The sequence below is a fragment of the Pseudomonas sp. MIL9 genome, from assembly GCF_016887925.1.
GTDB lineage: Bacteria > Pseudomonadota > Gammaproteobacteria > Pseudomonadales > Pseudomonadaceae > Aquipseudomonas > Aquipseudomonas mohnii.
In genome coordinates, this window is the sequence record NZ_JAFEHE010000003.1 from 65,525 (window position 1) to 88,399 (window position 22,875).

The window sequence follows — 22,875 nt, forward strand, 5'->3', positions numbered from 1 at the left end:
CAGCCTGACCGTTCATCACAAGGCTTTAGCCCACGTGAATGGTCTGGCCTGTCTGCAGGCCTTCCACACTTTTCGCGTAGGCCAGTGCGACATCCGCCGCAGGAACCGGTTTGAAGCCACGGAAGTACGGCGCGTATTTGCCCATGGCTTCGACCAGTACGTTCGGGCTGATCGAATTCACTCGCAGGCCGCGTGGCAGTTCGATGGCGGCAGCGCGGACGAAACTGTCCAGCGCACCGTTGACCAGCGCTGCCGACGCGCCACTGCGGATCGGGTCGTGGCTGAGCACGCCAGTGGTGAAGGTGAACGAGGCGCCGTCATTGGCGTACTCGCGACCGATCAGCAGCAGGTTGACCTGGCCCATCAGCTTGTCTTTGAGGCCCAGGGCGAAACTCTCTTCCGTCATTTCGGCCAGCGGTGCGAAGGTCACGTTACCGGCGGCGCAGATCAGCGCATCGAATTTTCCGGTTTGCTCGAACAGTTTGCGAATCGACGCGCTGTCGCTGATGTCCACCTGAAAATCACCGCTCTTGCGGCCGATACGAACGATTTCATGGCGTTGAGACAGTTCCTTGTCGACCGCTGAACCGATGGTGCCGCCTGCGCCGATCAAAAGAATTTTCATGGTGCTGATCCTCGAGTGGGTTGAATGAGACTTCAGTTTAGAGTGGTTTTTTCCATTGATAAGCGCGCTAATAGGCAACCTTTGGTTTTCAATTGGAAACAATCCATGAGCGAAATGGACGATCTCGCGGCGTTCGCGGTGCTGGTCGAAGCGGGGAGCTTTACCTTGGCGGCGCAACAATTGGGTTGCAGCAAGGGGCAATTGTCCAAGCGTATCAGTCAGCTGGAAGCGCAGTTTTCCGTGGTCTTGCTACAGCGCACCACACGGCGCTTGAGCCTGACGGCCGCGGGCGCTGCCTTGCTGCCGCAGGCGCAGGCGCTGGTGGTGCAGGTCGAGCGGGCGCGTCAGGCCTTGGCACGACTGAAGGACGACATGGCCGGGCCGGTGCGCATGACGGTTCCGGTTTCCCTCGGGGAAACCTTTTTCGACGGTCTGTTGCTGGAGTTCTCCAGCCAGTACCCACAAGTGCAGATCGAGTTGGACCTGAGCAACAACTATCGCGATTTATCCCGTGATGGCTATGACCTCGCGGTTCGCTCGGAGGTGGCTAACGATCAGCGTCTGGTGGCACGCCCGCTGTTGGCGTGGCACGAGATGACCTGCGCCAGTCCTGCGTATCTCGAACAATATGGCGAGCCGCTGACGCCGCAGGCATTGGCCGACCATCGCTGCCTGCTCAACAGCCACTACAGCGGTCGCGAAGAATGGCTGTATCACCAGCAACATGAATTGTTGCGGGTGCGCGTGTCCGGGCCCTTTGCCAGCAACCATTACAACCTGCTGAAGAAGGCCGCCCTGGCCGGCGCGGGTATTGCGCGCTTGCCGTCCTACTTGCTGCCGGCGGAACTGGCTGACGGACGTTTGCGCTGGCTCCTGCGCGATTATCAGACCCGGAGCATGCCGATGTACCTGGTGCATCCGTATCAGGGTGGGCTGCCCAAGCGTACGCAAGTGTTGTCGGATTATCTGATTGGCTGGTTCAAGCGCAGTGGGGAGGCGTTGGATCGGCTGTAGGAGCGAGCGTGTTCCGGGCGGCGTTCCGACGATGGTCGTCAACGATAACGAGGACTGTCTCGATGAACGCGGGCGAGCAAGCTCGCTCTACAAAGGATCTGCATGGTTTTAGAGGTTGGCAGGCACAAAAAAACGGCCCGAAGGCCGTTTTTCTGGTTACCGCAAACGCTTAGCCGCCGAGGTACGCTTCGCGCACTTTCGGGTCGGTCAGCAGCGCTTCACCGGTGCCTTGCATCACTACCCGGCCGTTTTCCAGCACGTAGGCACGGTCAGCGATTTTCAGCGCCTGGTTGGCGTTTTGCTCGACCAGGAACACGGTCACACCGTCCTTGCGCAGTTGCTCGATGATGTCGAAGATCTGCTGGATGATGATCGGTGCCAAGCCCAACGATGGCTCGTCGAGCAGCAGCAGCTTGGGTTTGCTCATCAGCGCACGGCCGATGGCAAGCATTTGCTGTTCGCCGCCGGACATGGTGCCGCCGCGTTGGCTGAAGCGCTCTTTCAGGCGTGGGAAAAGTCCGAGGACCTTGTCCATTTGTTCCTGATAATCGCCCTTCGCGGTGAAGAAACCACCCATGGAGAGGTTTTCTTCCACGGTCAGGCGCGAGAACACCCGGCGACCTTCCGGCACCACGGCGATGCTCTTGCGCATGATCTGCGCCGAGGTTTGCCCCACGAGCTCTTCACCCAAGTAACGGATGCTGCCGCTGTGGGCTTGCGGCGAGCCGCAGAGGGTCATCAGCAGGGTGGATTTGCCCGCGCCGTTGGCGCCGATCAGCGTGACGATTTCGCCCTGACGGATTTCCACGTTGACGCTGTGCAGGGCCTGGATCTTGCCATAGAAGGTGGAAACGTTTTCGAACTGCAGCATTTACGCTTCCCCCAGGTAGGCTTTGATCACTTCAGGATTGTCGCGGATCTGTTCCGGTGTGCCGTCGGCCAGAGGCGTGCCCTGGTTGATCACGACGATGTGGTCGGAAATGCTCATGACCAGTTTCATGTCGTGTTCGATCAGCAGCACGGTGACGTTGTGCTCTTCACGCAGCACGCTGATCAGCGCCTTGAGGTCTTCGGTTTCCTTCGGGTTCAGGCCCGCTGCGGGCTCGTCGAGCATGAGGATCCGCGGGCGGGTCATCATGCAGCGAGCGATTTCCAGGCGACGTTGCTGACCGTAGGCCAGGGTGCCGGCCGGACGGTTGGCGAACTCCTTGAGATGAACTTTTTCCAGCCAGTATTCGGCGAAATCCATGGCCTCGCGTTCGCTTTTGCGGAACGACGGGGTCTTGAACAGGCCGGACAGAAAGTTGGTGTTCAGGTGCCGATGCTGGGCGATCAAGAGGTTCTCGACCGCGGTCATGTCCTTGAACAACCGCACGTTCTGGAAGGTACGCACCACGCCTTTGAGGGCGATCTTGTGGCCCGGCAGGCCCTCGATCGGCTCGCCGTCCAGCAGGATGCTGCCGCCGCTTGGCTTGTAGAAGCCGGTCAGGCAGTTGAACACGGTGGTCTTGCCGGCACCGTTGGGGCCGATCAGGGCGACCACTTGTTTCTCTTTCACGCTCAAGGCTACGCCGTTGACCGCCAGCAAGCCGCCGAAGCGCATGCTCAGGTTTTCTACTTTAAGGATCTCGCGGCTCATTTGCGCAGCTCCATGTGAGGACGTTGCATGGGCAGCAGACCCTGAGGGCGCCAGATCATCATCAGTACCATCAAGGCACCGAACATCAACATGCGGTACTCACTGAACTCACGCATCATTTCCGGCAACAGGATCATCACCACGGCCGCGAGGATCACGCCCAGCTGCGAGCCCATGCCACCCAGCACGACGATGGCGAGAATGATCGCCGACTCGATGAAGGTGAAGGACTCCGGCGTCACCAGGCCCTGACGGGCAGCGAAGAAGCTGCCGGCAAAACCAGCGAAGCTGGCGCCCAGGGTAAAGGCCGAAAGCTTGATGACGGTCGGGTTGAGGCCCAGAGCGCGGCAGGCGATTTCGTCTTCACGCAATGCTTCCCACGCGCGGCCCAGCGGCATGCGCAGCAAGCGGTTGATGACGAACAGCGCAGCCAAAGCCAGGAGCAACGCAACCAGGTAAAGGAAGATCACCTTGTTGATCGAGTTGTATTCCAGGCCGAAGTACTCGTGGAAGGTTTGCATCCCTTCGGCGGCTTTACGTTCGAAGGTCAGGCCGAAGAACGTCGGTTTCTCGATGTTGCTAATGCCGTTCGGACCGCCAGTGAGGCCGGTCAGGTTACGCAGGAACAGACGGATGATTTCACCAAAGCCCAGGGTCACGATCGCCAGGTAGTCACCGCGCAGACGCAGTACCGGGAAGCCGAGCAGGAAGCCGAAGGTGGCGGACATCAGGCCGGCGATTGGCAGGCAGATCCAGAAGCTCAGGCCGTAGTAGTGCGACAGCAGCGCGTAGCTGTAGGCGCCGACGGCGTAGAAACCGACGTAACCGAGGTCGAGCAGGCCGGCCAGGCCGACCACGATGTTCAGGCCGAGGCCGAGCATCACGTAGATCAGCACCAGGGTGGCGATGTCCACCGCGCCGCGAGAACCGAAGAACGGCCAGACCAGCGCACCGGCGATCAGCGCAATGATGATCCAGCGCTGGGTGGTTGGCAGGGTCAGGAAATTGCTGGCCTTGGCCGGAATCAGCGGCACGCCGGGCGAGGAACGCCAGGCCGAGCTGATCTCCCGGTCGAAGATCACACGCAGGAACATCAGCACCGAGCACACGGCGATGGTGATCAGCGTGGCGTTGCTGGTGCCATGGACTTCGAGGTTGATGCCAACGATGGTCAGCTTCAGACCGAGTACCGGGTAGGCCACGGCCCACACCAGCAAGGCGCTGAACAGCGCCTGTTTAAGATTCCTAGTCATACTTTTTCAACCTCCGGACGGCCCAGCAGGCCGGTTGGCCGGAACAACAACACCAGGACCAATAGGCCGAACGCCACGACGTCCTTGTACTGGTCGCCGAAGATATCGGCACCGAAGGCTTCCGCCACGCCAAGTACCAGCCCGCCGAGCATGGCGCCCGGAATGCTGCCGATACCGCCCAATACCGCAGCGGTGAAGGCCTTGAGGCCGACGAGGAAACCGGCGTTCGGGTTGATCACGCCGTATTGCATGCTCAGCAGCACGGCCGCGACGGCCGCCAGCGCGGCACCGATGACGAAGGTCAGGGCGATGATGTTGTTGGTGTTGATACCCAGCAGGTTGGCCATCTTGATGTCTTCGGCACAGGCACGGCAGGCGCGACCCAGGCGAGAGCGGGAGATGAACAGCGTCAGGCCGAGCATGGCGACCAGGGTCACCACGAACACCACGATTTGCATGTAGGAAATCAGCACTTCATGTGCGCCACCTGGCCCGATGGAAAAGTTGCCCGGAATCAGGTTGGGAATGGATTTGTCCTTGGAGTCTTGCGCCAACAGAACCGTGTTCTGCAGGAAGATCGACATGCCGATGGCGGAAATCAGCGGGATCAGACGGTTGCTGCCGCGAAGTGGGCGGTAAGCGATCCGTTCGATGCTGTAACCGTAGGCACTGGTGACCACGATGGTGGCGAGAAAAGCGGCGGTCATCAACAGTGGAACACTGTCGAGTCCCAGCATGGTCAGTCCGGCGATGGCGATGAACGCCACGTAGGAACCGATCATGTACACCTCGCCGTGGGCGAAGTTGATCATTCCAATGATGCCGTAAACCATCGTATAGCCGATGGCGATCAGGGCATACGTGCTGCCAATGGTCAGACCATTAACCAGCTGTTGGAAGAAGTGATAGATGTCAGGCATTACAGCGCTCCTAAAAACCTGATACGCATTTCACTGGTGGAGTCATTTTCCCGCTCGAGCCCCATGGATCTGCATCCACTTCGAATTCGAGGTTTGCCAGCGAACCGCTGATGACGGTTTTGAGATTTTCAGGTGGGGAGACTAGCGGATCACGCCAGCACGGCCCAATACGTTCGTAAAACAAAGCCCACGGCACGCCGTGGGCTTTGTAGGCAGTCAGTCAGGCAGGGCCTTACTGAGGCGAAACTTCAGTTTTAGGTTTGCCGAAGTGCCACTCGTAAACCACGAACTTGAAGTCTTTCAGGTCGCCCTTGGCGTCGAAGCTCAGGTCGCCAGTTGGAGTCTTGAAAGAGCCTGCGTGGATGGCAGCAGCCACTTTGGCAGTGTCTTCGCTCTTGGCGGCAGTGATACCACCGGCAATGACTTCAACAGCCGAGTAGGCCGGGAACACGAACGGACCGCTTGGATCTTCTTTCTTGGCCTTGAACGCATCAGCCAGGGCGACGTTGGCCGGATCCTGGTCGAAGGATTTCGGCAGGGTCACCAGCAGGCCTTCGGAAGCGTCCTTGGCGATCTGCGAAATGGAGTCGTTACCCACGCCTTCCGGACCCATGAACTTGGCTTTCAGGCCTTTTTCCTGGGATTGACGCAAGATCAGACCCAGCTCCGGGTGGTAGCCGCCGTAGTAGACGAAGTCGACGTTGGCTTGCTTGAGCTTGGAGATCATCGAAGAGAAGTCTTTGTCGCCGGCGTTGATGCCTTCGAACACGGCAACCTTGACGCCTTTCTTCTCGAGGGTCTGTTTCACGGCGGTGGCGATGCCTTCACCGTATTGCTGTTTGTCGTGCAGCACAGCAACGATTTTCGGCTTTACGTGATCGGCAATGTAGTTACCGGCGGCAGGGCCCTGGGCGCTGTCCAGACCGATGGTGCGGAACACCATTTTGTAACCACGGTTGGTGATATCCGGGCTGGTGGCAGCCGGGGTGATCATGATCACGCCTTCGTCTTCGTAGATGTCCGAAGCCGGTTGAGTGGAGCTGGAGCACAGGTGGCCAACCACGAACTTGACGCCGTCGTTGACGACTTTGTTCGCGACCGCTACCGCTTGTTTTGGATCACAGGCGTCATCGTATTCAACGGCTTCGAGTTTCTTGCCGTCGACGCCGCCCTTGGCGTTGATTTGCTCGATGGCCATTTTGGCGCCACTGAACTGCATGTCGCCGTATTGGGCTACAGGGCCGGTTTTAGGGCCGGCGATGCCGATCTTGATGGTGTCAGCTGCGAACGAATGGCTGGCAACCCCGGCCAGAACCATAGCGGCAAACAGTTTGGAAATCTGCTTAGTAGCCTTAGTCATAGTGCTCCACTCTTACTGTTGTATTTTTTATAGTCCTGGCGCCGTTGGCGGCAGAACCGGGTCAGATATCCACGACATCCCCCGGAAAATGCCCCTCGGCAACTGTACCGGTACAGTGTAGAGCGCCGATTGTCAGCCTGGGAAGCTGGCGGCGGGGGGCAAAACTTTGGGGTGTCGCTTTTTTGAAAGAAAAAGACAGAATTGCGGCGGGGCTTTGGAGTGCTTATAGCCAGATTCCGTGCATTCCTTGGCGTTCCTGCTCTTTTCATTCGGTGACTCAACGTGCAACTGGGTTTTTCTATCAGGATCACCGACGTTATCATTGCGTCGATTTCTTATCCGGACAGGAACCCATGACTCAAGAACCTAGCACCCTCTATGCCAAGCTGCTTGGTGAAACGGCATCTATCACCTGGAAGGAGTTGGAGCCGTTCTTCGCCAAGGGTGCCCTATTGTGGGTCGACCCCGGTCTGGATTTGATCGCCGCGGCCGAAGCCATGGCCACCGATGAGGGGGAGAAAGTGGCTGCCTGGCTGGCTGCCGATCAGGTCGCCAAGCTGTCTGAAACGCGGGCGCTGGATCTGTTTGAACGTGATCCCGAGTTGTGGGCGGTGGTCGTTTCGCCGTGGATAATGATCCAGGAAAGGGCAAAGCTATAAATACCCGCACTTGTTTGGTGCGTGACGTTGCCAGCTAAAAGTGTGTAGGCGAGTAGCGTGATGGCACGTTGCCGTAGAGAAAGGCCACAGCCTCACGGTGACGTAAACGTAACGGGAACAGTTAAGAGAGCAGCCGAAGGGCTGCTCAATTGTTTCTGGATGTTGAGATTTGTGTGGCGGGCAAGGTCGTCATCGCGAGCAAGCTTGCTCCCACAGGTTTCCGTTGGCTCGGATACTGCGGGAGCGAGCTTGCTCGCGATTCGCCACGACGCGGTCTGGCGCCGGTCTTAGTAAGCGGTTTTACCCGTGTGGTTATTCAGCGAAATGACCTTGGTCTTGCCGATGCGGTGGCGGTAGATCTCGCGCAGGTATTTGATGGCTTTTTTCACGCAATCCCGGGACAGGCGAATGTCGTTGATCGAGACGAACTTGTCCTTGTCATTGATCAGTTCGCGATACTTTTTCTCATACATCGGCTTGATCGCGTACCAGTTGGTATCGAGGATCTTGGCCGGGTTCTCGAACTCGTTGAGCAGGTCGTCGATCAAACCCTCGTCGAAGTGATCATGGATGATGAAGTCCAGGATCGAGTTGTCGAGGGTCTCATCGAAGCGGTACGGGTTTTTTGCGAAGCAACGCTTGATGAAGGCAACGATCAGCGTCAGGAAGTCGTCCGACAGGCATGGGCTCTTGGCGATCAGCGTGGTCAGGGACAGGTTGGCCGAGGCGCCGATCACCAGCGCATAGCGCTTGAGCGTGGTGTTGGGGAACAGGCTGTTGAGGTGAGTCTTCAACCGGTTCAGGTCCATGTACGACAGCTTGTAGTCCTTCGGCAGGGAAACGATCGACACCACCGACGAGCAATTCTTGAAGAAGTGCAGGTCGTGTAGCGCGGCCGCGTCATACCCCGAATTCTTGTACTGCTCCAGCGACGCCCGATAGCGCTTGGACTCAATGGGCAGCAGGCTGATGCCTTCGATGGCCTGTGTGACCTTGTTGAAGTGCGGCAAGTCGATGGAGCGGAAGAACAGGTCGTCGATGTTCAGGCGCTGCGGCTCTTTCTCGAACACCTTGAATTTGTCGCTGGTCGGCGGCGGGGTTTCCGGCACCACGGATTCGGCGTAGGCGATGGCCACCGGGCCGGCCAGGCTCATGAACAGGTCGTTGGCATCGAGGCGAATGGTCTCGCCGATGTCGATGCCCGCACGACGGAAATAGTTCTGGTCGTAGTCGGTGGTTACCGCTTGCGCCGTCAGAATGTTGAAGATCTGTTGTGAGATGTATTGGTTGGCGTGCTTTTCCATGGCATTGACATCAATGTTCTGGATATTGCCGTCATCGCTCTCTTCGGCGTAACGCATGATGTCGTTGGAGATCAGCATCATGGCATTCCATGGGCGGATACGGCCCATGACGCTGGCTTCGCTGCTGTCCTCGTTGGCGAAGTTGTAGGAGAAGTCCCACTCTTCCGACAGGTATTTGCACAGCAGGCGACCGGCGTTGATGTGCAAGGCTTCGGACATTTCGCTGCGATGATCGGAAATGTTCGGCAACACGCAGATGCCGCTGGTGAAAATCGGTTCGAAGACGAAGGAATGACCACTCTTGCCGTCGTGCTCGTCCATCGGCTTGGTGTCGAACGTCTTGTTCATGTACGAGTGCTGCTGGGCCAGGCCGAACTCCGAAGCCATGCCCGAACCGGTACCGCCGCCGGCACTGAAAATCGAGAAATACAGGCGCGACTGGTTGGCCTTGATGCCACAGCTGTCGATCAGGTACGAGTGAATCATTTTCCAGTCCGGGCTGGAGAAACGCTGGGTGTCCTTGTTGAGGATGATCTTGGCCAGGTACTGGCCGAGGATCGGCGCGTTACCGGCGCCACCGGCGTGGACTTCCGACAAGTCCATGATTTTCATTTTGCTGTAGTCGCGCAGGAAACCGCTTTTTTCGCCCTTGCGCGAGAAACGGATACGGCCGGCGATGTCTTTGTCCAGGTCGCCGAGCATGACCAGCGGTTCTACCAGGAACACCGGTTTGGTGGCCTTGTTCGGCCCCAGACGCAGGTTGTTGCGAATCCATTGGGCCGGGCTGTAGCCCTTTTCGGCAAAGCGCTTGTCCGGCGACAGGCGATCTTCGTTATTGAATTCGTTGAGATAGAACTTGCGGGCGTTGTACACCAGCTCCGCGACATCCAGCGCGATGTTCGAGCCGCAACGTCCCAGGCCGATCAGGCACACCGACGGGAATTCCTGATCGTTGTGCTGTTCGTTATCGCCTTCCAGGTGCGACGGGCGCGGGAACACCAGGTCGCGCAGGCCATCGAGGTTGTCGAGGATGCGGTCGGTGTTGGTTTCGGTGAAATACAGATATTGCTGGGTCGCCAGCGGGCGGGACGGGAGCAATGGCTTCGACGGTATTGGCGCGGGGCTGTTCGCCGCCGGGCTCAACGTCAGGTCGGATACCGCAGGGGCCGGATTGTTTTTAGAAGTCATTGTTCGCCATGTACCTGGGCTGGTGGTCGGGCGACTCGCTGTCGTCGAACCGTCACGGAATGAGAACTCGCGTCTTTTATCAGCGCGTATTTGTCCCAAGCTTCAAAGCCATGGCCTGAATGTCGCTCGGGGGAATCCTTTCCTAAGTCATGATGAATCGGCCAATATTCAGCGTTCTTTAATCAAAAGGAGGCCAAATGATGTCAACGCTACCTTCGTTGGGGTTTGCCGGGGTCGGCCTGATGGGCCTGCCTATGTGCAAGCGCCTGCTTGCGGCGGGTTTTCCGCTGACGGTGTGGAACCGCAATCCGGCCAAGTGCGCGCCACTCGTCCAGGCTGGGGCGCGCCAGGTCGCCACGCCTGCCGAGTTGTGCCAACACGCTGATGTGGTGATGTTGTGCCTGGCCGATACCCCGGTCGTCCGTGAGGTGGTTTTCGGTGCGGCGGGGATTGTCGAAGGGGCGAAAAGCGGCCAGTTGCTGGTGGATTTTTCCAGTCTGGAACCTGCCGCAACGCGGGAAATGGCCTCGGAGCTTGTCAGTAAAACCGGTATGGGTTGGCTGGATGCGCCGGTCTCCGGCGGCGTGGTCGGAGCCGAGGCCGGCAGCCTCGCGATCATGGTGGGCGGCGAGGCGGCAGCGCTTGATCGGGTCAAACCTGTCTTGTTGAGCCTTGGCCAGCGCGTGACGCACATGGGGGCCGTCGGGGCGGGGCAGGTGACCAAGGCCTGCAATCAAATGATCGTGGCCTGCAATGCCCTGGTGATTGCCGAAGTGGTGGCGCTGGCGGAGCGCTCCGGTGTTGATGCGAGCCTGATCGCCGAGGCGCTGGCCGGTGGTTTTGCCGACTCAAAACCTTTGCAAATTCTCGGCCCGCAAATGGCCGACAGCCGTTTCGAACCGGTCAAATGGCACGTGCGAACCCTGCTCAAGGATCTGGATACCGCGGTGAAGTTTTCCCGCGAGCAAGGCTCGGCAACGCCGATCAGCGGTCTGGCCGCACAATTGATGCGATTGCATGGGAGCCAGGGCTTCCTGGAGCATGACCCGTCTACATTAGTGCAGTTGTACCGTGAACCAGACTCAACGGCGTAGCCGTGTACGCGTGCTTGCGCTGGTTGATCTCGTCCAGCACCGGGCGTAAATCATTGAGGGGAACCGGGCTGCTTAGCAGGTACCCCTGAACAAAGTCACAGCCGTGGCGTTCGAGAAACTGGTATTGCTCGAACGTTTCGACGCCCTCGGTGACCACGTCCAGATGCAGCGTGTGGGCCATGACGATAATGGCCTGGACGATCTCCATGTCCTGGGCGGATTTGGGGATGTCGATAATGAACGATCGATCGATCTTCAGCGTGTTGAGTGGCAAGCGTTTGAGATAGGCCAGGGACGAGTAACCGGTGCCGAAGTCATCGATCGACAGCGACACGCCGAGGGCGCGAATCTGCTGCAGCAATACCAGCGTTTCGGTGATGTTGCCCATCAATGCATTTTCAGTCACCTCCAGTTCCAGCCGCCTTGGCGCCACTGCGGCGCTGCGCAAGGCCTGTTCGATTTCCCCGGCCAGTTCCTCGCGAACCAGGCTCAGGGGCGAGCAATTCACGGCAATTTTCAGTTCATCGCAGCCCTGTCGTGACAATTCGCCGAGGTCCTGGCAGGCCTTGCGCAGCACCCATTTGTCCAGTTCGGTGATCAGACCATTGGTCTCGGCGAGGGCAATGAAACGATCCGGTGCAAGGAAACCGTGGACGGGATGCTGCCAGCGAATCAACGCTTCCAGTTTGCTGGCCTGGCCGGTTTTCAGGTCGTAGATTGGCTGGTAATAAAGCATCAGGCCGGTGTCTTCGCGCAGGGCATGGCGCAGTTCTTCTTCCAGCTGCAGTTCCAGCGTGGCCCTGGCCTTGAGATTGGCGCTGAAAAAATTCAAGCCGTTGCGGCCGCTGCCCTTGGACTGATACAGCGCCAAATCGGCATTTTTCAGCAGTTCTTCGCAGGTTTTTCCATCCTCCGGAAACAGGCTGATGCCGATGCTGGTCGTCATGACCATGCGCCGCCCGGCCAGCTCGATGGGGTCCTTCATTTTCAGCATGATGCGTTGTGCCATTTGTCGGGCTTCGTCCCGATCGTGCAGATCGATGAGGATGCAGAATTCATCGCCACCGAATCGCGCCACGACATCTTCGTGGCTGCGCACCGAGGCCTTGATGTGGCTGGCCAGTACCTTGAGCAGTTCGTCGCCCGCATCATGGCCCAGGCTGTCATTGATCCGCTTGAAATGGTCGATGTCCAGGAACAGGACGGCAAGCATGCCACCTTCATGGGTTTTCTCGATGAGCTTCTCGGCGAAGATCTGATTGAAACCGCGTCGGTTGATCAGGCTGGTCAAGGCGTCATAGTGCGCAACCTGTTGCAGGGAAGCGCGTGCCTGGTCGAGTTGACTGAGCAGCGAGTTCACCCGTTGCAGGTCATGATCCTTTTTTTGCAGTTTCTTGTCCGCCAGGGCCGCGCTGATGCAGCTGCCAATGATGAGCAGGGTCATGACCGCGACAGTCACCCCCAGTTGCAGGTGGTTGTGTTCCCCCGGTTGCGGCAGGACGGTGCCGCCGGGTAGCAACAGATTGAAAGCCGCCATTCCCGTAAAGTGCATGCAGATGATGCCGGCCCCTATAACCAGGCTCGCGCTGTACTTGAACAACTGATGAAACATCCCGGTGCCGTTGCGCAAATGGCTGGCCAGTAACAGAGCCGCCAGGCTGGCGCCTATCGCGATCAGTATGGAGAGCCCAAACAACACTGGCTGGTAATAGACCTTCGCTTGCGACTGCATGGCGCCCATGCCCACGTAATGCATGGTCGTGATGCCCATGCCGATCCAGACCGAGGCTTTCAGGCATTGCCAAAAGCTCAGGGAGGGGCGACTGAGGGTGTACATCACCAGCCAGGAGGTGAGCAGGGCGATCAACAGGGACAACAAGGTGACGGGCAGTTGGAAATGAACATCAACCGGCACCTGGAACGCCAACATGCCGATAAAGTGCATGGCCCATATTCCGCCGGCCAGGCAGCCGGCACCGACCCAGCGCCACAGTCGTTGGGAAGAGAGGTTTTCCGCGTGGGCAACCCGTTCGGCCATGTCCAGTGTGGCAAAACTGCCGGCACAGGCGACCAGATAAGCCAGTAACACCAGAAAGGGGTCATGTACGCAGTTAAGTATGAGCTGCCCGTTCTCTGGTAGCTCGGTAATGAAATGCAGACCAAGCCACTCCATAGCATGCCCCGTCGTTAATTACCCTGGCCTGCGCAATCGACGCTGGCGAATGCACTGAAGTATAGAGGGCATGCACGAAGCGCAAGCCATGGTGGCTAAATGAACCCAACCTTTTTGGAATGAGCTTTAGAACGTTTGGAAATAAATTGTTGCATGGGCTGCGCCCGTCACCATGGGTGGGTATCAGCCTTGCGAATAATGACAGACAGCAATGGCGGGACTGACTAGATTGCAAGTTCCGGGCTCGGATGCGCTGGCAGTGAAGCCCCATAACAATAAAAGAGACGGACCCATGCAGAACTCGACCCAAGCGGCGAATGCCTGGCGCATTCTGTTCCTGCTGTTCCTGGCCAATCTGTTCAATTTTTTCGACCGCACGATCCCGGCCATCATCATTGAGCCGATCCGCATGGAATGGCACCTCAGCGACTTTCAGCTGGGGATCATCGGCACCGCGTTCACCATCGTCTACGCGATAGCCGGCCTGCCACTGGGGCGGATGGCCGATACCGGTTCGCGCAGCAAGTTGATGGGCTGGGGGCTGGCCGTGTGGAGCGGGTTGACCGCGGTCAACGGCATGGTCGGCAGTTTCTGGAGTTTCCTGGTCGTGCGCATGGGGATCGGCATCGGTGAGGCCAGTTACGCGCCCGCCGCCAACTCGTTGATCGGCGATTTGTTTCCCGCTCACCGACGGGCGCGGGCCATGGGCATTTTCATGCTCGGCCTGCCTTTGGGCCTGCTGCTGGCGTTCTTTACCATCGGGGCGATGGTCAAGGCGTTCGACAGCTGGCGGGCACCTTTCTTCATCGCGGCCGTACCGGGACTGATCCTGGCGGTGTTCATGTTTTTCATCAAGGAGCCGAAGCGGGGGGCTGCCGAAAGCGTACAAGTCTCGCAGGAGCGCATTGACCGACCTGTCCGCCGGGTTCTGGCGGTGCCGACTTTTCTGTGGCTGGTGATGGCCGGGCTGTGTTTCAACTTCGCAACTTATGCCTGCAACTCGTTTCTGGTACCGATGCTTCAGCGTTACTTCCTGATGCCTTTGCAGGAGGCCGCAGTGGCGACCGGAGTGATTGTCGGTGTGACCGGTCTGGTTGGCCTGACGCTGGGTGGCTGGGTCGCGGACAAGATCCATCAGCGGGTCGCCAACGGACGTCTGCTGTTTGCCGCGATCAGCCTGATCATATCGACCCTGTGCACGGCCTGGGCGCTGCATTCGGGCCGGATCGAGATTGGCGTGTTCGTGGCGGTGTTCAGTCTGGGCTGGTTGTTCGCCTATAACTTTTACACCTGCGTGTACACGGCGATTCAGGACGTGGTCGAGCCGCGTCTGCGGGCGACGGCCATGGCGCTGTTCTTTGCCGGCTTGTACCTGTTGGGCGGTGGACTGGGGCCGGTGGTGGTGGGCGCGTTGTCCGATCACTTCGCCCATACCGCGATGCTTGCCGCCGGCGCCGAACAGATGACCGAAGCGTTCAAGGCTGTCGGCCTGCATGATGCGATGTACCTGATCCCGGTAGCGCTGTTTTTCACCATGGTGTTTTTGTTCCTGGCTGCGCGGTGTTTTGTGCGCGATGCCAAGCGGATGAAGGAGGGGTTGATTGCTGTGGTAGGGCAGCCAGATGGGGTTGCAGCGACTGCATGATCGCTTTCGTGAGCAAGCTCGCAGTGCTCGAGTCGAACACTGAACCTGTAAACAGCCCAAGCCTGTGGGTGCTTGCTCGCGAAGAGCCCATCAGCAGCAGCCGATTAATTACAGGAAATAAAAAAGGCCCGCATCGCTGCGGGCCTTTTCATTTATAGCGGTGGAGCAGGGGGCTTAACCCGCTACCAACACCCGAATTGCTTCCAGTCGCAGCGCAGCCTTTTCGAGCATGGCCAGGCCTTGCTCGCGTTGTTTGCGCAGGGCAACCAGTTCGCTGTCGCGTACGGTCGGATTGACCGCTTGCAAGGCGGTCAGGCGTGCCAGTTCTTCATCGGTATCGGCCGCCAGACGACGTTGCGCCTCGGCTACACGTTCGGCGTGACGCGGGGTGATCTTTTCTTCGCCCGCGTTGATCCGTGGGGTCAACTGATCGCGCTGGGCCTGGATGAACTTGTTGGCGCTGGCGCGCGGTACGCTTTCCAGTTGATCGTTCAGCGTCTCGAACGACACCCGGGCCGACAGGTCGTTGCCGTTCGGGTCGAGCAGGCAACGCAGGGCGGCCGGCGGCAGGTAACGGCCCAGTTGCAGTGAGCGCGGGGCAACCACTTCACTGACATACAGCAGTTCCAGCAACACGGTGCCAGGCTTGAGTGCCTTGTTCTTGATCAGCGCCACGGCGGTATTGCCCATGGAGCCGGACAAAACCAGATCCATGCCGCCCTGCACCATCGGGTGCTCCCAGGTGATGAACTGCATGTCTTCGCGAGACAGCGCCTGGTTGCGGTCGTAGGTGATGGTCACGCCTTCGTCGTCGCCCAGCGGGAAGCTGGCGTCGAGCATTTTCTCGCTCGGCTTGAGGATCAGTGCGTTTTCCGAATGGTCTTCGCTGTCGATGCCGAATGCGTCGAACAGGGTTTCCATATAGATCGGCAGGGCGAACTGATCGTCTTGCTCAAGGATGGCTTCGACCAAGGCATCGCCTTCGCCGGCGCCGCCGGAATTGAGTTCCAGCAGGCGGTCGCGGCCAGTATGCAGTTCGGCTTCCAGGCGTTCGCGTTCGGTGCGGGCTTCGTCGATCAGCGCCTGCCACTCGCCATCATCGGCCTCTTCCAGCAAAGGCAGCAGGCGCGGGCCGAACTGATGTTGCAGGGCGTTGCCGGTCGGGCAGGTGTTGAGGAACGCGTTCAGCGCTTCGTGGTACCACTGAAAAAGGCGCTCTTGCGGGCTGGTTTCCAGGTACGGCACGTGCAGCTCAATGACGTGTTTCTGACCGATCCGGTCCAGTCGACCAATACGTTGTTCCAGCAGGTCCGGGTGGGACGGCAGATCGAACAGCACCAGGTGATGGGAGAACTGGAAGTTGCGACCTTCACTGCCGATTTCCGAGCAGATCAGCACTTGCGCGCCAAATTCTTCGTCGGCGAAGTAAGCGGCGGCGCGGTCACGCTCGAGGATGTTCATACCCTCATGGAACACCGTGGCCGGGATGCCGGAGCGCACGCGCAGCGCGTCCTCCAGGTCCATGGCGGTTTCGGCGTGGGCGCAGATCACCAGCACCTTGGTGCGCTTGAGCATCTTGAGGGTGTCGATCAGCCACTCGACGCGCGGGTCGAATTTCCACCAGCGATCTTCTTCGTTGGCGTCCGGCTGCGCCTGGAAGCTGACCTCCGGGTAGAGCTCGGCGTGATCGCCCAATGGCAACTCGAGGTATTCGTCCGGGCACGGCAGCGGGTACGGGTGCAGTTTGCGTTCCGGGAAACCCTGTACGGCGGCGCGGGTGTTGCGGAACAGCACGCGGCCAGTGCCGTGACGGTCGAGCAGTTCGCGCACGAGGCGGGCGCTGGCTTCGGTATCGCCATCGTTGACGGCTGTCAGCAGGGCTTCGCCTTCGTTACCGAGGAAACCGTGGATGGTCTTGTGCGCTTCAGGCGACAGACGCCCCTGGTCCAGCAATTCCTGAACGGCCTCGGCCACCGGGCGATAGTTTTCGCTCTCGGCGCGGAAGGCGTGCAGGTCATGGAAACGGTTCGGATCGAGCAGGCGCAGACGGGCGAAGTGGCTGTCCTGGCCCAGTTGTTCCGGGGTCGCGGTCAGCAGCAGTACGCCAGGGATGGTTTCGGCCAGTTGCTCGACCAGCGAATATTCAGGGCTGACCTGATCTTCGTGCCACACCAGGTGGTGCGCTTCGTCGACAACCAGCAAGTCCCAACCCGCTGCGAACAGTGCGTCCTGGGCTTTTTCATCTTCCACCAGCCATTCGAGTGCCACCAGCGCGAGCTGAGTGTCTTCGAACGGGTTGCTGGCATCGCTTTCGATGAAGCGTTCTTCGTCGAACAGCGCGACCTGCAGGTTGAAGCGACGGCGCATTTCCACCAGCCACTGGTGCTGAAGGTTCTCCGGCACCAGGATCAGCACGCGATTGGCGCGACCCGACAGCAATTGGCGATGGATCACCAGACCGGCTTCGATGGTCTTGCCCAGGCCCACTTCATCGGCCAGCAGAACCCGTGGTGCGATACGGTCGGCGACTTCGCGGGCGATGTGCAACTGGTGTGCGATCGGTTGCGCACGCACGCCACCCAGGCCCCACAGCGCGGACTGCAACTGGCGGCTGGTGTGTTCCAGGGTGTGGTAACGCAGGGCAAACCAGGGCAGAGGGTCGATCTGCCCGGCGAACAGTCGGTCGCTGGAGAGACGGAACTGGATGAAGTTCGACAGTTGGGTTTCCGGCAGGGTGACCACTTCGTTCTGCGCGTTGAGGCCGTGGTAAACCAGCAGGCCATCGACATCGTCGACTTCGCGAACGGTCAGCTTCCAGCCTTCGAAGTGGGTGATGGTGTCTCCCGGCGAGAACCGCACGCGGGTGAGGGGCGCATTCCGTAGCGCGTACTGGCGGGTGTCGCCAGTGGCCGGGTAGAGCACGGTCAACAAGCGGCCGTCCTGTGCCAGAACGGTGCCCAAACCCAGCTCGGCTTCGCTGTCACTGATCCAGCGTTGCCCCGGTTGATACTGCTGCGCCATGCTGCCTGACTCCCACCTTGAAAAAGCGGGCTATCTTAACGGAATGAGGGCTTGAGGGCCAAAAGAATAGGAGCGACGGCACGCTTTAAGCTCCAGGCCGCCAGTTAAAGCGGGATGCACTTTTTCTTGTGGCAGGGCACTTCCAAGTGCCAACTGAGTCACAGTTGGCGACTGATGGCTCAAGTCGCCACCCCCGCAGCCGACAGCCTGCTGACAGGAGACCACTAAATATGCTGCCACCGATACTCCCCTTGAGTGCCGTGCCGATCACCTCACAGCATGACCCGGTCCGTCCGCGTCCCGACATTGCACCTGTGGTTCCTGCGCAGGAGAGCTCCAGCGACAGCACCATCGACCTGAAAAATCGCGATTCTGACGAAGCCACCTTGCTGTTGCGCGAGGAGCAGCGTCGGCAGCAGGAACGCCAGCGGCGCCGTCGGGAAGCCGATGATGACCCCGAAGCGCACCTGGCGATTCCGGGCGATGAACTTAACGCCGATAACACCGTGCCGGTGGCGCCGCTGATGGAGGATCAGCCACGTCAGGGTTTGTGGGTCGATATCGAGATTTGAGTTGGCGACTGGTCAGCGAGGTCATCAGACCGCATTATTGGCAAAACCCTGCCAACCGATACGGCAGCGCAATCTCAATTCAAGCGATGCACTTAACCCCATGAGCCAAGACGACAAGCTGATCGACCTCAACGCCGAACGCGCCAAGCGCATCCATGACCTCAACGACAAGCGCTTGAATGAAGTGCGCCAGGCGTTCGAGCAGGCCATGCCTTTGGGTAAAGCGAAGAAAAAGCCAAAAAACAAACCGAAAAAGCGCTAAACCCACTGCATTAATTGATGCAGGTCAGTTTCTCCCTCCTTTACTCCCGGTCCGGCGTCCGTTATCCGGCGACATTGATCCCGGTCAATATTCTCTCCTGCCTGTTTGGATAACTTAATCCCATCGCAACAAGGCAACTGCAGGAGACGCGTCATGTTTTTCGACAACGTGGTGATCGCCGGAGTGCTGACCGTCAGCCTCATGTTTGTGTTCTTTGCAGGATTCGGATTGTTTATCTGGAAGGACTCGCACAAGCGGAAAAAACCGTAAGTCTTTCTTGATGTAATGAGCACGCAAGGCATTTTGGGCAACTTCGGTTGCCCTTTTTTTTGTCTGCGAAAAACTGATCGACAATGCAGGGCTCTGTGTGAGCGAGCCTGCTCGCGATGGCGGTATATCAGTCGATATTTATGTTGGATGTTAAACAGCATTCGCGAGCAGGAGGATTGCTGTTTCTGCAGAATTGCATGTCAATAAAAAAGGCGCGGTCCTTGCGGAGCGCGCCTTGTTCGTGCGGCTGCGTATCAGCTGCCGAGTGCCTTCGAGGCCAGCCAGAACAGCCCGGCCGACAGGCCCACCGTGGCTGGCAGGGTCAGAACCCAGGCCAGCAGGATGTTTCTGACAGTGCCGCCCTGGAGGCCGCTTTTGTTCGCGACCATGGTACCGGCCACACCTGAAGACAGGACGTGAGTCGTGGACACCGGCAGGCTGAAGATGTTGGCCATGCCGATCAGGCTCGCGGTGGTGATCTGTGCCGACATGCCCTGGGAGTAGGTCATGCCCTGCTTGCCGATCTTCTCGCCGATGGTCAGTACCACGCGTTTCCAGCCGATCATGGTACCCATGCCGAGGGCCAGTGCGACCGCCAGAATCACCCAGAACGGGGCGTATTCGGTCGTGGTGGTCAGGTCCTTGCGCAGCTTGTCCAGGTCCGCTTTTTCCCGTGCCGCCAGGCCTGGCAACTTGCTGACTTTCTTCGCAGTGTCGTCCAGGCAGAGCAGGTAGCGACGTACTTCGATCCGCTGTTCCGAAGTCAGCGAGTGATAGTCGGCCACACCCTTGAGGGTGCCGAGCAGGGCGGCGATGGTCGGTTCGGTCTGTTGCGGGTTGCAACGGAATTTCTCCGGCAGATCACCTTCCGCACTTTTGCCCAGGGCCAGGAACTCACCCAGGGTTTCGTGATTGCGCTGGTAAAACTGGCTCAAGTGCAGGGTCGCGTCACGGGTCCGCTCGATCTGGTATGTGGTGCTGGTCAGGTCGAGTACGAACTGCGCCGGTACGATACCGATCAATACCAACATGATCAGGCCAATACCTTTCTGGCCATCGTTGGAACCGTGCACGAAGCTCACGGCCATCGCCGAAATCACCAGCACCAGGCGGTTCCAGAACGGCGGGTGTTTCTTGTCGTCGATCTTGCGGCGCTGTTCCGGTGTCTTGTGCATCTTGGACAGTGGGCGCCACCACTTGAGGCCGATCAGTATCAGCGCGGCGATCAGGAAACCCGCCATCGGCGAGAACACCAGCGATGCTGCGATATCGATCGCCTTCTGCCAATTCACCCCGTCAGCCAGGGGAATATCGTTGATCAGTGCGTTGGCCAGGCCTACGCCGAGGATGGAACCGATCAATGTGTGAGAACTGGAAGCGGGGATACCGAAGTACCAGGTGCCCAGGTTCCAGGTGATGGCGGCGGCGAGCAACGAGAACACCATTGCCAGGCCGTGGCCGGTGTTCACATTGATCAGCAGTTCCACCGGAAGCAGGTGAACGATGGCATACGCCACGCCAACGCCGCCCAGCAGTACGCCGAGGAAATTGAACACACCGGAAAAGAACACTGCCAGGTGCGGCGGCATCGCTTTGGTGTAGATAACAGTGGCGACCGCGTTAGCGGTGTCATGAAATCCATTGATGAACTCGAAGGCGAGGACAAAAGCCAGGGCGAGCAAGAGGCTCACAAGCACCCAAGCATCCAGTCCGCTGAATAAATCGATCATGAAGGTTTTCTGACCCGGTCATAAGGGGGCGCGATTATGCCAGAAAAGACTGTGAATCGATGCACTAGCTGCTCATCGGTAACATTCTTCAACGAATTATTTTGCATCGGTACCCAAAAAAACCGTGATTTTTCAGGCCTTGCAAGTCATTGAATTTATTTGAAAAGCCTTACGCCACAAGGGTTTCACTCCCAGAGAGGAGAGTGCTGAATGCTTGTATGAAATTTCTGAGAGGAGGGTCAGATATGAGCCTTTTACCTCGTCCGACGGTCAAGGTGGTCGCTGCCCGCTTGTAGCGGGCGCAAAGGCAACATCAATACATCCCGCTTTTAACAGGTGTAAATGCGGACCCTTGAAAGGACCAGGCCGAAGCAGTCATGGCTCTTCGGCTTTGAGTTCCTTTTCCATCTTCTGCAGTTCCTGGATAAATGCCTGATCCTGAACGGTGGCGCGTTTACGCCAGGGTTTGCGTTCCGGTTCGGGCTGGGCGGCGTAGGTGGTGACTTCCCCGCCGTAAACTTCCTTGTAACGTTGTTCCTGGCGCTCAAGTTCCGCGCGCAGTTCGTCTTTCGTCACAGTGCTACCTGATTGAGTTGAGATAAATTCTGGTGAAAACGCGCTGCTCAATGTATTGACCACACTCATCGAAACGACGAGGCCCTTGAAGGCATCGTTTTACGGCAGCGGGATCTATACTTCCATGTTGCAGGCGGCCACGGCACCAGAGAAGAACGGCTGACGTAGCATCAGTTTCCTGTTCAGCGAGCGCGTTGGCGATGCAAATGCAGGCAGCGTCAGGCGCTTGCTGTGGGTGGCGGCGATGGAATATCGCGCCACCGCGTAGTCGGTTGGGCAAGTAAAAAAACGCTTGGCGACTGATTTGCATTATAGCGAGCGAATCACAGAACACTATCGCCAATGAGTTAAAAGTCGATCTCGATGTGTGATTGGTTTGTTGCCCGTAACTTTCGGCTAACTAAAGAGGTGCCTGATGCCACTTGGCTGCGATGTCTTTCTGACGCCATTAAGTCGAGCAACTTGGGTAACTACATCGGATCCTAAAGTCCGCACGGATCCCAGAGTAAAAACAAATCAGGAAAACCGTGCGGCCCGGTCAGTGAGCGGCGGGATTGTGCAGGGCGTCGATTGCGATTATCGGCCGTTGGTTCGATAATCGCCCCATGTTGATGGGGCGGGCTTGTGCAGCAAGCCAGTAGCCGCTTGTAATAGTCGCCGATCCGTGTGGATAAGGACCTTAAATGAACGATCAATTGCGCAACTCTTTCGCTTCAGTGGCTCCGCCGATTGTCGCTTCACCCGCCAAACGGATCCAGGCACTGACCGGCGACCCGGATTTCATGACGTCCCTGGCACGTGGACTGGCCGTCGTGCAAGCGTTCCAGGAACGCAAGCGGCACCTGACCATCGCCCAGATCAGTCATCGCACGGAAATTCCCCGCGCTGCCGTGCGCCGTTGCCTGCACACGCTGATCAAGCTCGGTTACGCCACCACCGATGGCCGGACTTATTCCCTGCTACCCAAAGTGCTGACCCTCGGGCATGCCTATGTTTCCTCCACGCCGCTGGCGGTCTCTGCCCAGCCGTATCTGGACCGCATGAGCGAGCAACTGCACGAGGCCTGCAACATGGCGACCCTGGAAGGCGATGACATCTTGTACATCGCCCGCTCGGCAACCACCCAGCGCCTGATTTCGGTTGACCTCTCGGTGGGCGGGCGCTTGCCGGCCTATTGCACGTCGATGGGCCGGATCCTGCTGGCCGCCCTGGATGACACGTCGCTGGGTGAGTACCTCGACCACGCGGAGCTGCAAGCCAAGACCAGTCGAACCATCCACACCCCCGAAGCACTGCTGGAGTGCCTGCAGGAAGTGCGGCAACAGGGTTGGTGCATCGTCGATCAGGAACTTGAGCAGGGCCTGCGCTCGATTGCCGTTCCGGTGTACGACGCGTCCGGTCAGGTTGTCGCGGCCCTGAACGTCAGCACCCACGCCGGACGGGTCAGTCGCAACGAATTGGAGCAACGCTTCCTGCCCGGCCTGTTGAATGCCAGCCGCGACCTCAGTACCCAGCTGTTTACCTAAGCTGTTCGATAAACGCACAGAGTCGCGTTCGGTGAATTGACGCT

At 58.7% G+C, this 22,875-nt stretch carries 19 protein-coding genes; 8 read left to right on the forward strand and 11 right to left on the reverse strand.

Annotation, left to right across the window (positions count from 1 at the left end; genetic code table 11):
* Positions 1–25 precede the first annotated feature (25 nt).
* Positions 26–625 carry a short chain dehydrogenase gene (locus tag JQF37_RS03565; RefSeq protein WP_130210974.1) on the reverse strand — a complete coding sequence of 200 codons (600 nt, stop codon included), beginning with the start codon at positions 623–625 and terminating at the stop codon, positions 26–28.
* Positions 626–730: 105 nt separating this feature from the next.
* Between JQF37_RS03565 and JQF37_RS03570 the strand changes: the two genes are divergently transcribed.
* Positions 731–1,639, forward strand: a complete 909-nt coding sequence (locus tag JQF37_RS03570; protein WP_130210975.1) for a LysR family transcriptional regulator — start codon at positions 731–733, stop codon at positions 1,637–1,639.
* 169 nt (positions 1,640–1,808) lie between these two features.
* On the opposite strand, the gene JQF37_RS03575 is transcribed toward JQF37_RS03570, so the two are convergent.
* The 5 genes from JQF37_RS03575 to JQF37_RS03595 all read right to left on the reverse strand — a co-directional run bounded on the left by JQF37_RS03575 (position 1,809) and on the right by JQF37_RS03595 (position 6,811).
* Positions 1,809–2,510, reverse strand: a complete 702-nt coding sequence (locus tag JQF37_RS03575) for an ABC transporter ATP-binding protein (protein ID WP_047526470.1) — start codon at positions 2,508–2,510, stop codon at positions 1,809–1,811.
* Positions 2,511–3,278: a high-affinity branched-chain amino acid ABC transporter ATP-binding protein LivG gene (gene livG, locus JQF37_RS03580; protein WP_047526471.1), complete on the reverse strand. Its 768-nt coding sequence runs from the start codon at positions 3,276–3,278 to the stop codon at positions 2,511–2,513.
* Positions 3,275–4,531: a high-affinity branched-chain amino acid ABC transporter permease LivM gene (locus JQF37_RS03585; RefSeq protein WP_103403552.1), complete on the reverse strand. Its 1,257-nt coding sequence runs from the start codon at positions 4,529–4,531 to the stop codon at positions 3,275–3,277. Before JQF37_RS03585 ends, livG begins: the two co-directional genes overlap by 4 nt.
* Positions 4,528–5,451 carry a high-affinity branched-chain amino acid ABC transporter permease LivH gene (gene livH / locus JQF37_RS03590; RefSeq protein ID WP_047526475.1) on the reverse strand — a complete coding sequence of 308 codons (924 nt, stop codon included), beginning with the start codon at positions 5,449–5,451 and terminating at the stop codon, positions 4,528–4,530. Before livH ends, JQF37_RS03585 begins: the two co-directional genes overlap by 4 nt.
* Positions 5,452–5,683: 232 nt before the next feature.
* Positions 5,684–6,811, reverse strand: coding sequence for a branched-chain amino acid ABC transporter substrate-binding protein (locus JQF37_RS03595; protein ID WP_130210976.1), 1,128 nt, complete (start codon positions 6,809–6,811; stop codon positions 5,684–5,686).
* Between the two features lie 353 nt (positions 6,812–7,164).
* Here JQF37_RS03595 and JQF37_RS03600 point away from each other — a divergent pair, with 353 nt between their 5' ends.
* On the forward strand, positions 7,165–7,470 hold the full coding sequence (locus JQF37_RS03600; RefSeq protein ID WP_130210982.1) for a DUF2288 domain-containing protein: 306 nt from the start codon (positions 7,165–7,167) through the stop codon (positions 7,468–7,470).
* A 287-nt stretch (positions 7,471–7,757) separates the two neighbouring features.
* Here JQF37_RS03600 and JQF37_RS03605 read toward each other — a convergent pair whose 3' ends face one another.
* Positions 7,758–9,962: a hypothetical protein gene (locus JQF37_RS03605; protein WP_130210977.1), complete on the reverse strand. Its 2,205-nt coding sequence runs from the start codon at positions 9,960–9,962 to the stop codon at positions 7,758–7,760.
* Between the two features lie 197 nt (positions 9,963–10,159).
* On the opposite strand from JQF37_RS03605, the gene JQF37_RS03610 reads away from it, so the two are divergent.
* Positions 10,160–11,056, forward strand: a complete 897-nt coding sequence (locus tag JQF37_RS03610) for an NAD(P)-dependent oxidoreductase (protein WP_189340494.1) — start codon at positions 10,160–10,162, stop codon at positions 11,054–11,056.
* Here JQF37_RS03610 and JQF37_RS03615 read toward each other — a convergent pair.
* On the reverse strand, positions 11,013–13,229 hold the full coding sequence (locus JQF37_RS03615) for an EAL domain-containing protein (RefSeq protein WP_204149537.1): 2,217 nt from the start codon (positions 13,227–13,229) through the stop codon (positions 11,013–11,015). The two genes, JQF37_RS03610 and JQF37_RS03615, sit on opposite strands and share 44 nt — an antisense overlap.
* Positions 13,230–13,521: 292 nt before the next feature.
* Here JQF37_RS03615 and JQF37_RS03620 point away from each other — a divergent pair, with 292 nt between their 5' ends.
* Positions 13,522–14,874, forward strand: a complete 1,353-nt coding sequence (locus JQF37_RS03620) for an MFS transporter (RefSeq protein WP_130210980.1) — start codon at positions 13,522–13,524, stop codon at positions 14,872–14,874.
* 174 nt (positions 14,875–15,048) lie between these two features.
* Here the strand turns inward: JQF37_RS03620 and rapA are convergent, their stop codons facing one another.
* Entirely contained in the window at positions 15,049–17,895 is a 2,847-nt protein-coding gene (gene rapA / locus JQF37_RS03625) for an RNA polymerase-associated protein RapA (RefSeq protein WP_130210612.1), read from the reverse strand.
* Between the two features lie 230 nt (positions 17,896–18,125).
* On the opposite strand from rapA, the gene JQF37_RS03630 reads away from it, so the two are divergent.
* The 3 genes from JQF37_RS03630 to ccoM all read left to right on the forward strand — a co-directional run bounded on the left by JQF37_RS03630 (position 18,126) and on the right by ccoM (position 18,999).
* Positions 18,126–18,467, forward strand: a complete 342-nt coding sequence (locus JQF37_RS03630; RefSeq protein ID WP_130210610.1) for an aspartate-semialdehyde dehydrogenase — start codon at positions 18,126–18,128, stop codon at positions 18,465–18,467.
* Between the two features lie 100 nt (positions 18,468–18,567).
* Complete coding sequence (locus JQF37_RS03635) at positions 18,568–18,729, forward strand: hypothetical protein (RefSeq protein WP_007998358.1); 162 nt, start codon at positions 18,568–18,570, stop codon at positions 18,727–18,729.
* Positions 18,730–18,882: 153 nt separating this feature from the next.
* On the forward strand, positions 18,883–18,999 hold the full coding sequence (gene ccoM, locus JQF37_RS31780) for a cytochrome c oxidase subunit CcoM (protein WP_046816669.1): 117 nt from the start codon (positions 18,883–18,885) through the stop codon (positions 18,997–18,999).
* Between the two features lie 254 nt (positions 19,000–19,253).
* Here the strand turns inward: ccoM and JQF37_RS03640 are convergent, their stop codons facing one another.
* Both JQF37_RS03640 and JQF37_RS03645 read right to left on the reverse strand, forming a co-directional pair.
* A complete protein-coding gene (locus JQF37_RS03640; RefSeq protein WP_130210608.1) occupies positions 19,254–20,729 on the reverse strand; it encodes an inorganic phosphate transporter in 1,476 nt (491 codons plus the stop codon).
* A gap of 375 nt (positions 20,730–21,104) precedes the next feature.
* Positions 21,105–21,305 (reverse strand): hypothetical protein, encoded by a 201-nt coding sequence (locus tag JQF37_RS03645; RefSeq protein ID WP_090317178.1) that lies wholly within the window; start codon positions 21,303–21,305, stop codon positions 21,105–21,107.
* Positions 21,306–21,988: 683 nt separating this feature from the next.
* Here JQF37_RS03645 and pcaR point away from each other — a divergent pair.
* Complete coding sequence (gene pcaR, locus JQF37_RS03650) at positions 21,989–22,831, forward strand: pca regulon transcriptional regulator PcaR (protein ID WP_130210606.1); 843 nt, start codon at positions 21,989–21,991, stop codon at positions 22,829–22,831.
* Positions 22,832–22,875: the final 44 nt, after the last annotated feature.

Bases quoted from the DNA above. Each gene is read 5' to 3' on its own strand.
- JQF37_RS03565 (WP_130210974.1), bottom strand. From the start codon at position 625: ATGAAAATTCTTTTGATCGGCGCAGGCGGCACCATCGGTTCAGCGGTC.
- JQF37_RS03570 (WP_130210975.1), top strand. From the start codon at position 731: ATGAGCGAAATGGACGATCTCGCGGCGTTCGCGGTGCTGGTCGAAGCG.
- JQF37_RS03575 (WP_047526470.1), bottom strand. From the start codon at position 2,510: ATGCTGCAGTTCGAAAACGTTTCCACCTTCTATGGCAAGATCCAGGCC.
- livG (WP_047526471.1), bottom strand. From the start codon at position 3,278: ATGAGCCGCGAGATCCTTAAAGTAGAAAACCTGAGCATGCGCTTCGGC.
- JQF37_RS03585 (WP_103403552.1), bottom strand. From the start codon at position 4,531: ATGACTAGGAATCTTAAACAGGCGCTGTTCAGCGCCTTGCTGGTGTGG.
- livH (WP_047526475.1), bottom strand. From the start codon at position 5,451: ATGCCTGACATCTATCACTTCTTCCAACAGCTGGTTAATGGTCTGACC.
- JQF37_RS03595 (WP_130210976.1), bottom strand. From the start codon at position 6,811: ATGACTAAGGCTACTAAGCAGATTTCCAAACTGTTTGCCGCTATGGTT.
- JQF37_RS03600 (WP_130210982.1), top strand. From the start codon at position 7,165: ATGACTCAAGAACCTAGCACCCTCTATGCCAAGCTGCTTGGTGAAACG.
- JQF37_RS03605 (WP_130210977.1), bottom strand. From the start codon at position 9,962: ATGACTTCTAAAAACAATCCGGCCCCTGCGGTATCCGACCTGACGTTG.
- JQF37_RS03610 (WP_189340494.1), top strand. From the start codon at position 10,160: ATGATGTCAACGCTACCTTCGTTGGGGTTTGCCGGGGTCGGCCTGATG.
- JQF37_RS03615 (WP_204149537.1), bottom strand. From the start codon at position 13,229: ATGGAGTGGCTTGGTCTGCATTTCATTACCGAGCTACCAGAGAACGGG.
- JQF37_RS03620 (WP_130210980.1), top strand. From the start codon at position 13,522: ATGCAGAACTCGACCCAAGCGGCGAATGCCTGGCGCATTCTGTTCCTG.
- rapA (WP_130210612.1), bottom strand. From the start codon at position 17,895: ATGGCGCAGCAGTATCAACCGGGGCAACGCTGGATCAGTGACAGCGAA.
- JQF37_RS03630 (WP_130210610.1), top strand. From the start codon at position 18,126: ATGCTGCCACCGATACTCCCCTTGAGTGCCGTGCCGATCACCTCACAG.
- JQF37_RS03635 (WP_007998358.1), top strand. From the start codon at position 18,568: ATGAGCCAAGACGACAAGCTGATCGACCTCAACGCCGAACGCGCCAAG.
- ccoM (WP_046816669.1), top strand. From the start codon at position 18,883: ATGTTTTTCGACAACGTGGTGATCGCCGGAGTGCTGACCGTCAGCCTC.
- JQF37_RS03640 (WP_130210608.1), bottom strand. From the start codon at position 20,729: ATGATCGATTTATTCAGCGGACTGGATGCTTGGGTGCTTGTGAGCCTC.
- pcaR (WP_130210606.1), top strand. From the start codon at position 21,989: ATGAACGATCAATTGCGCAACTCTTTCGCTTCAGTGGCTCCGCCGATT.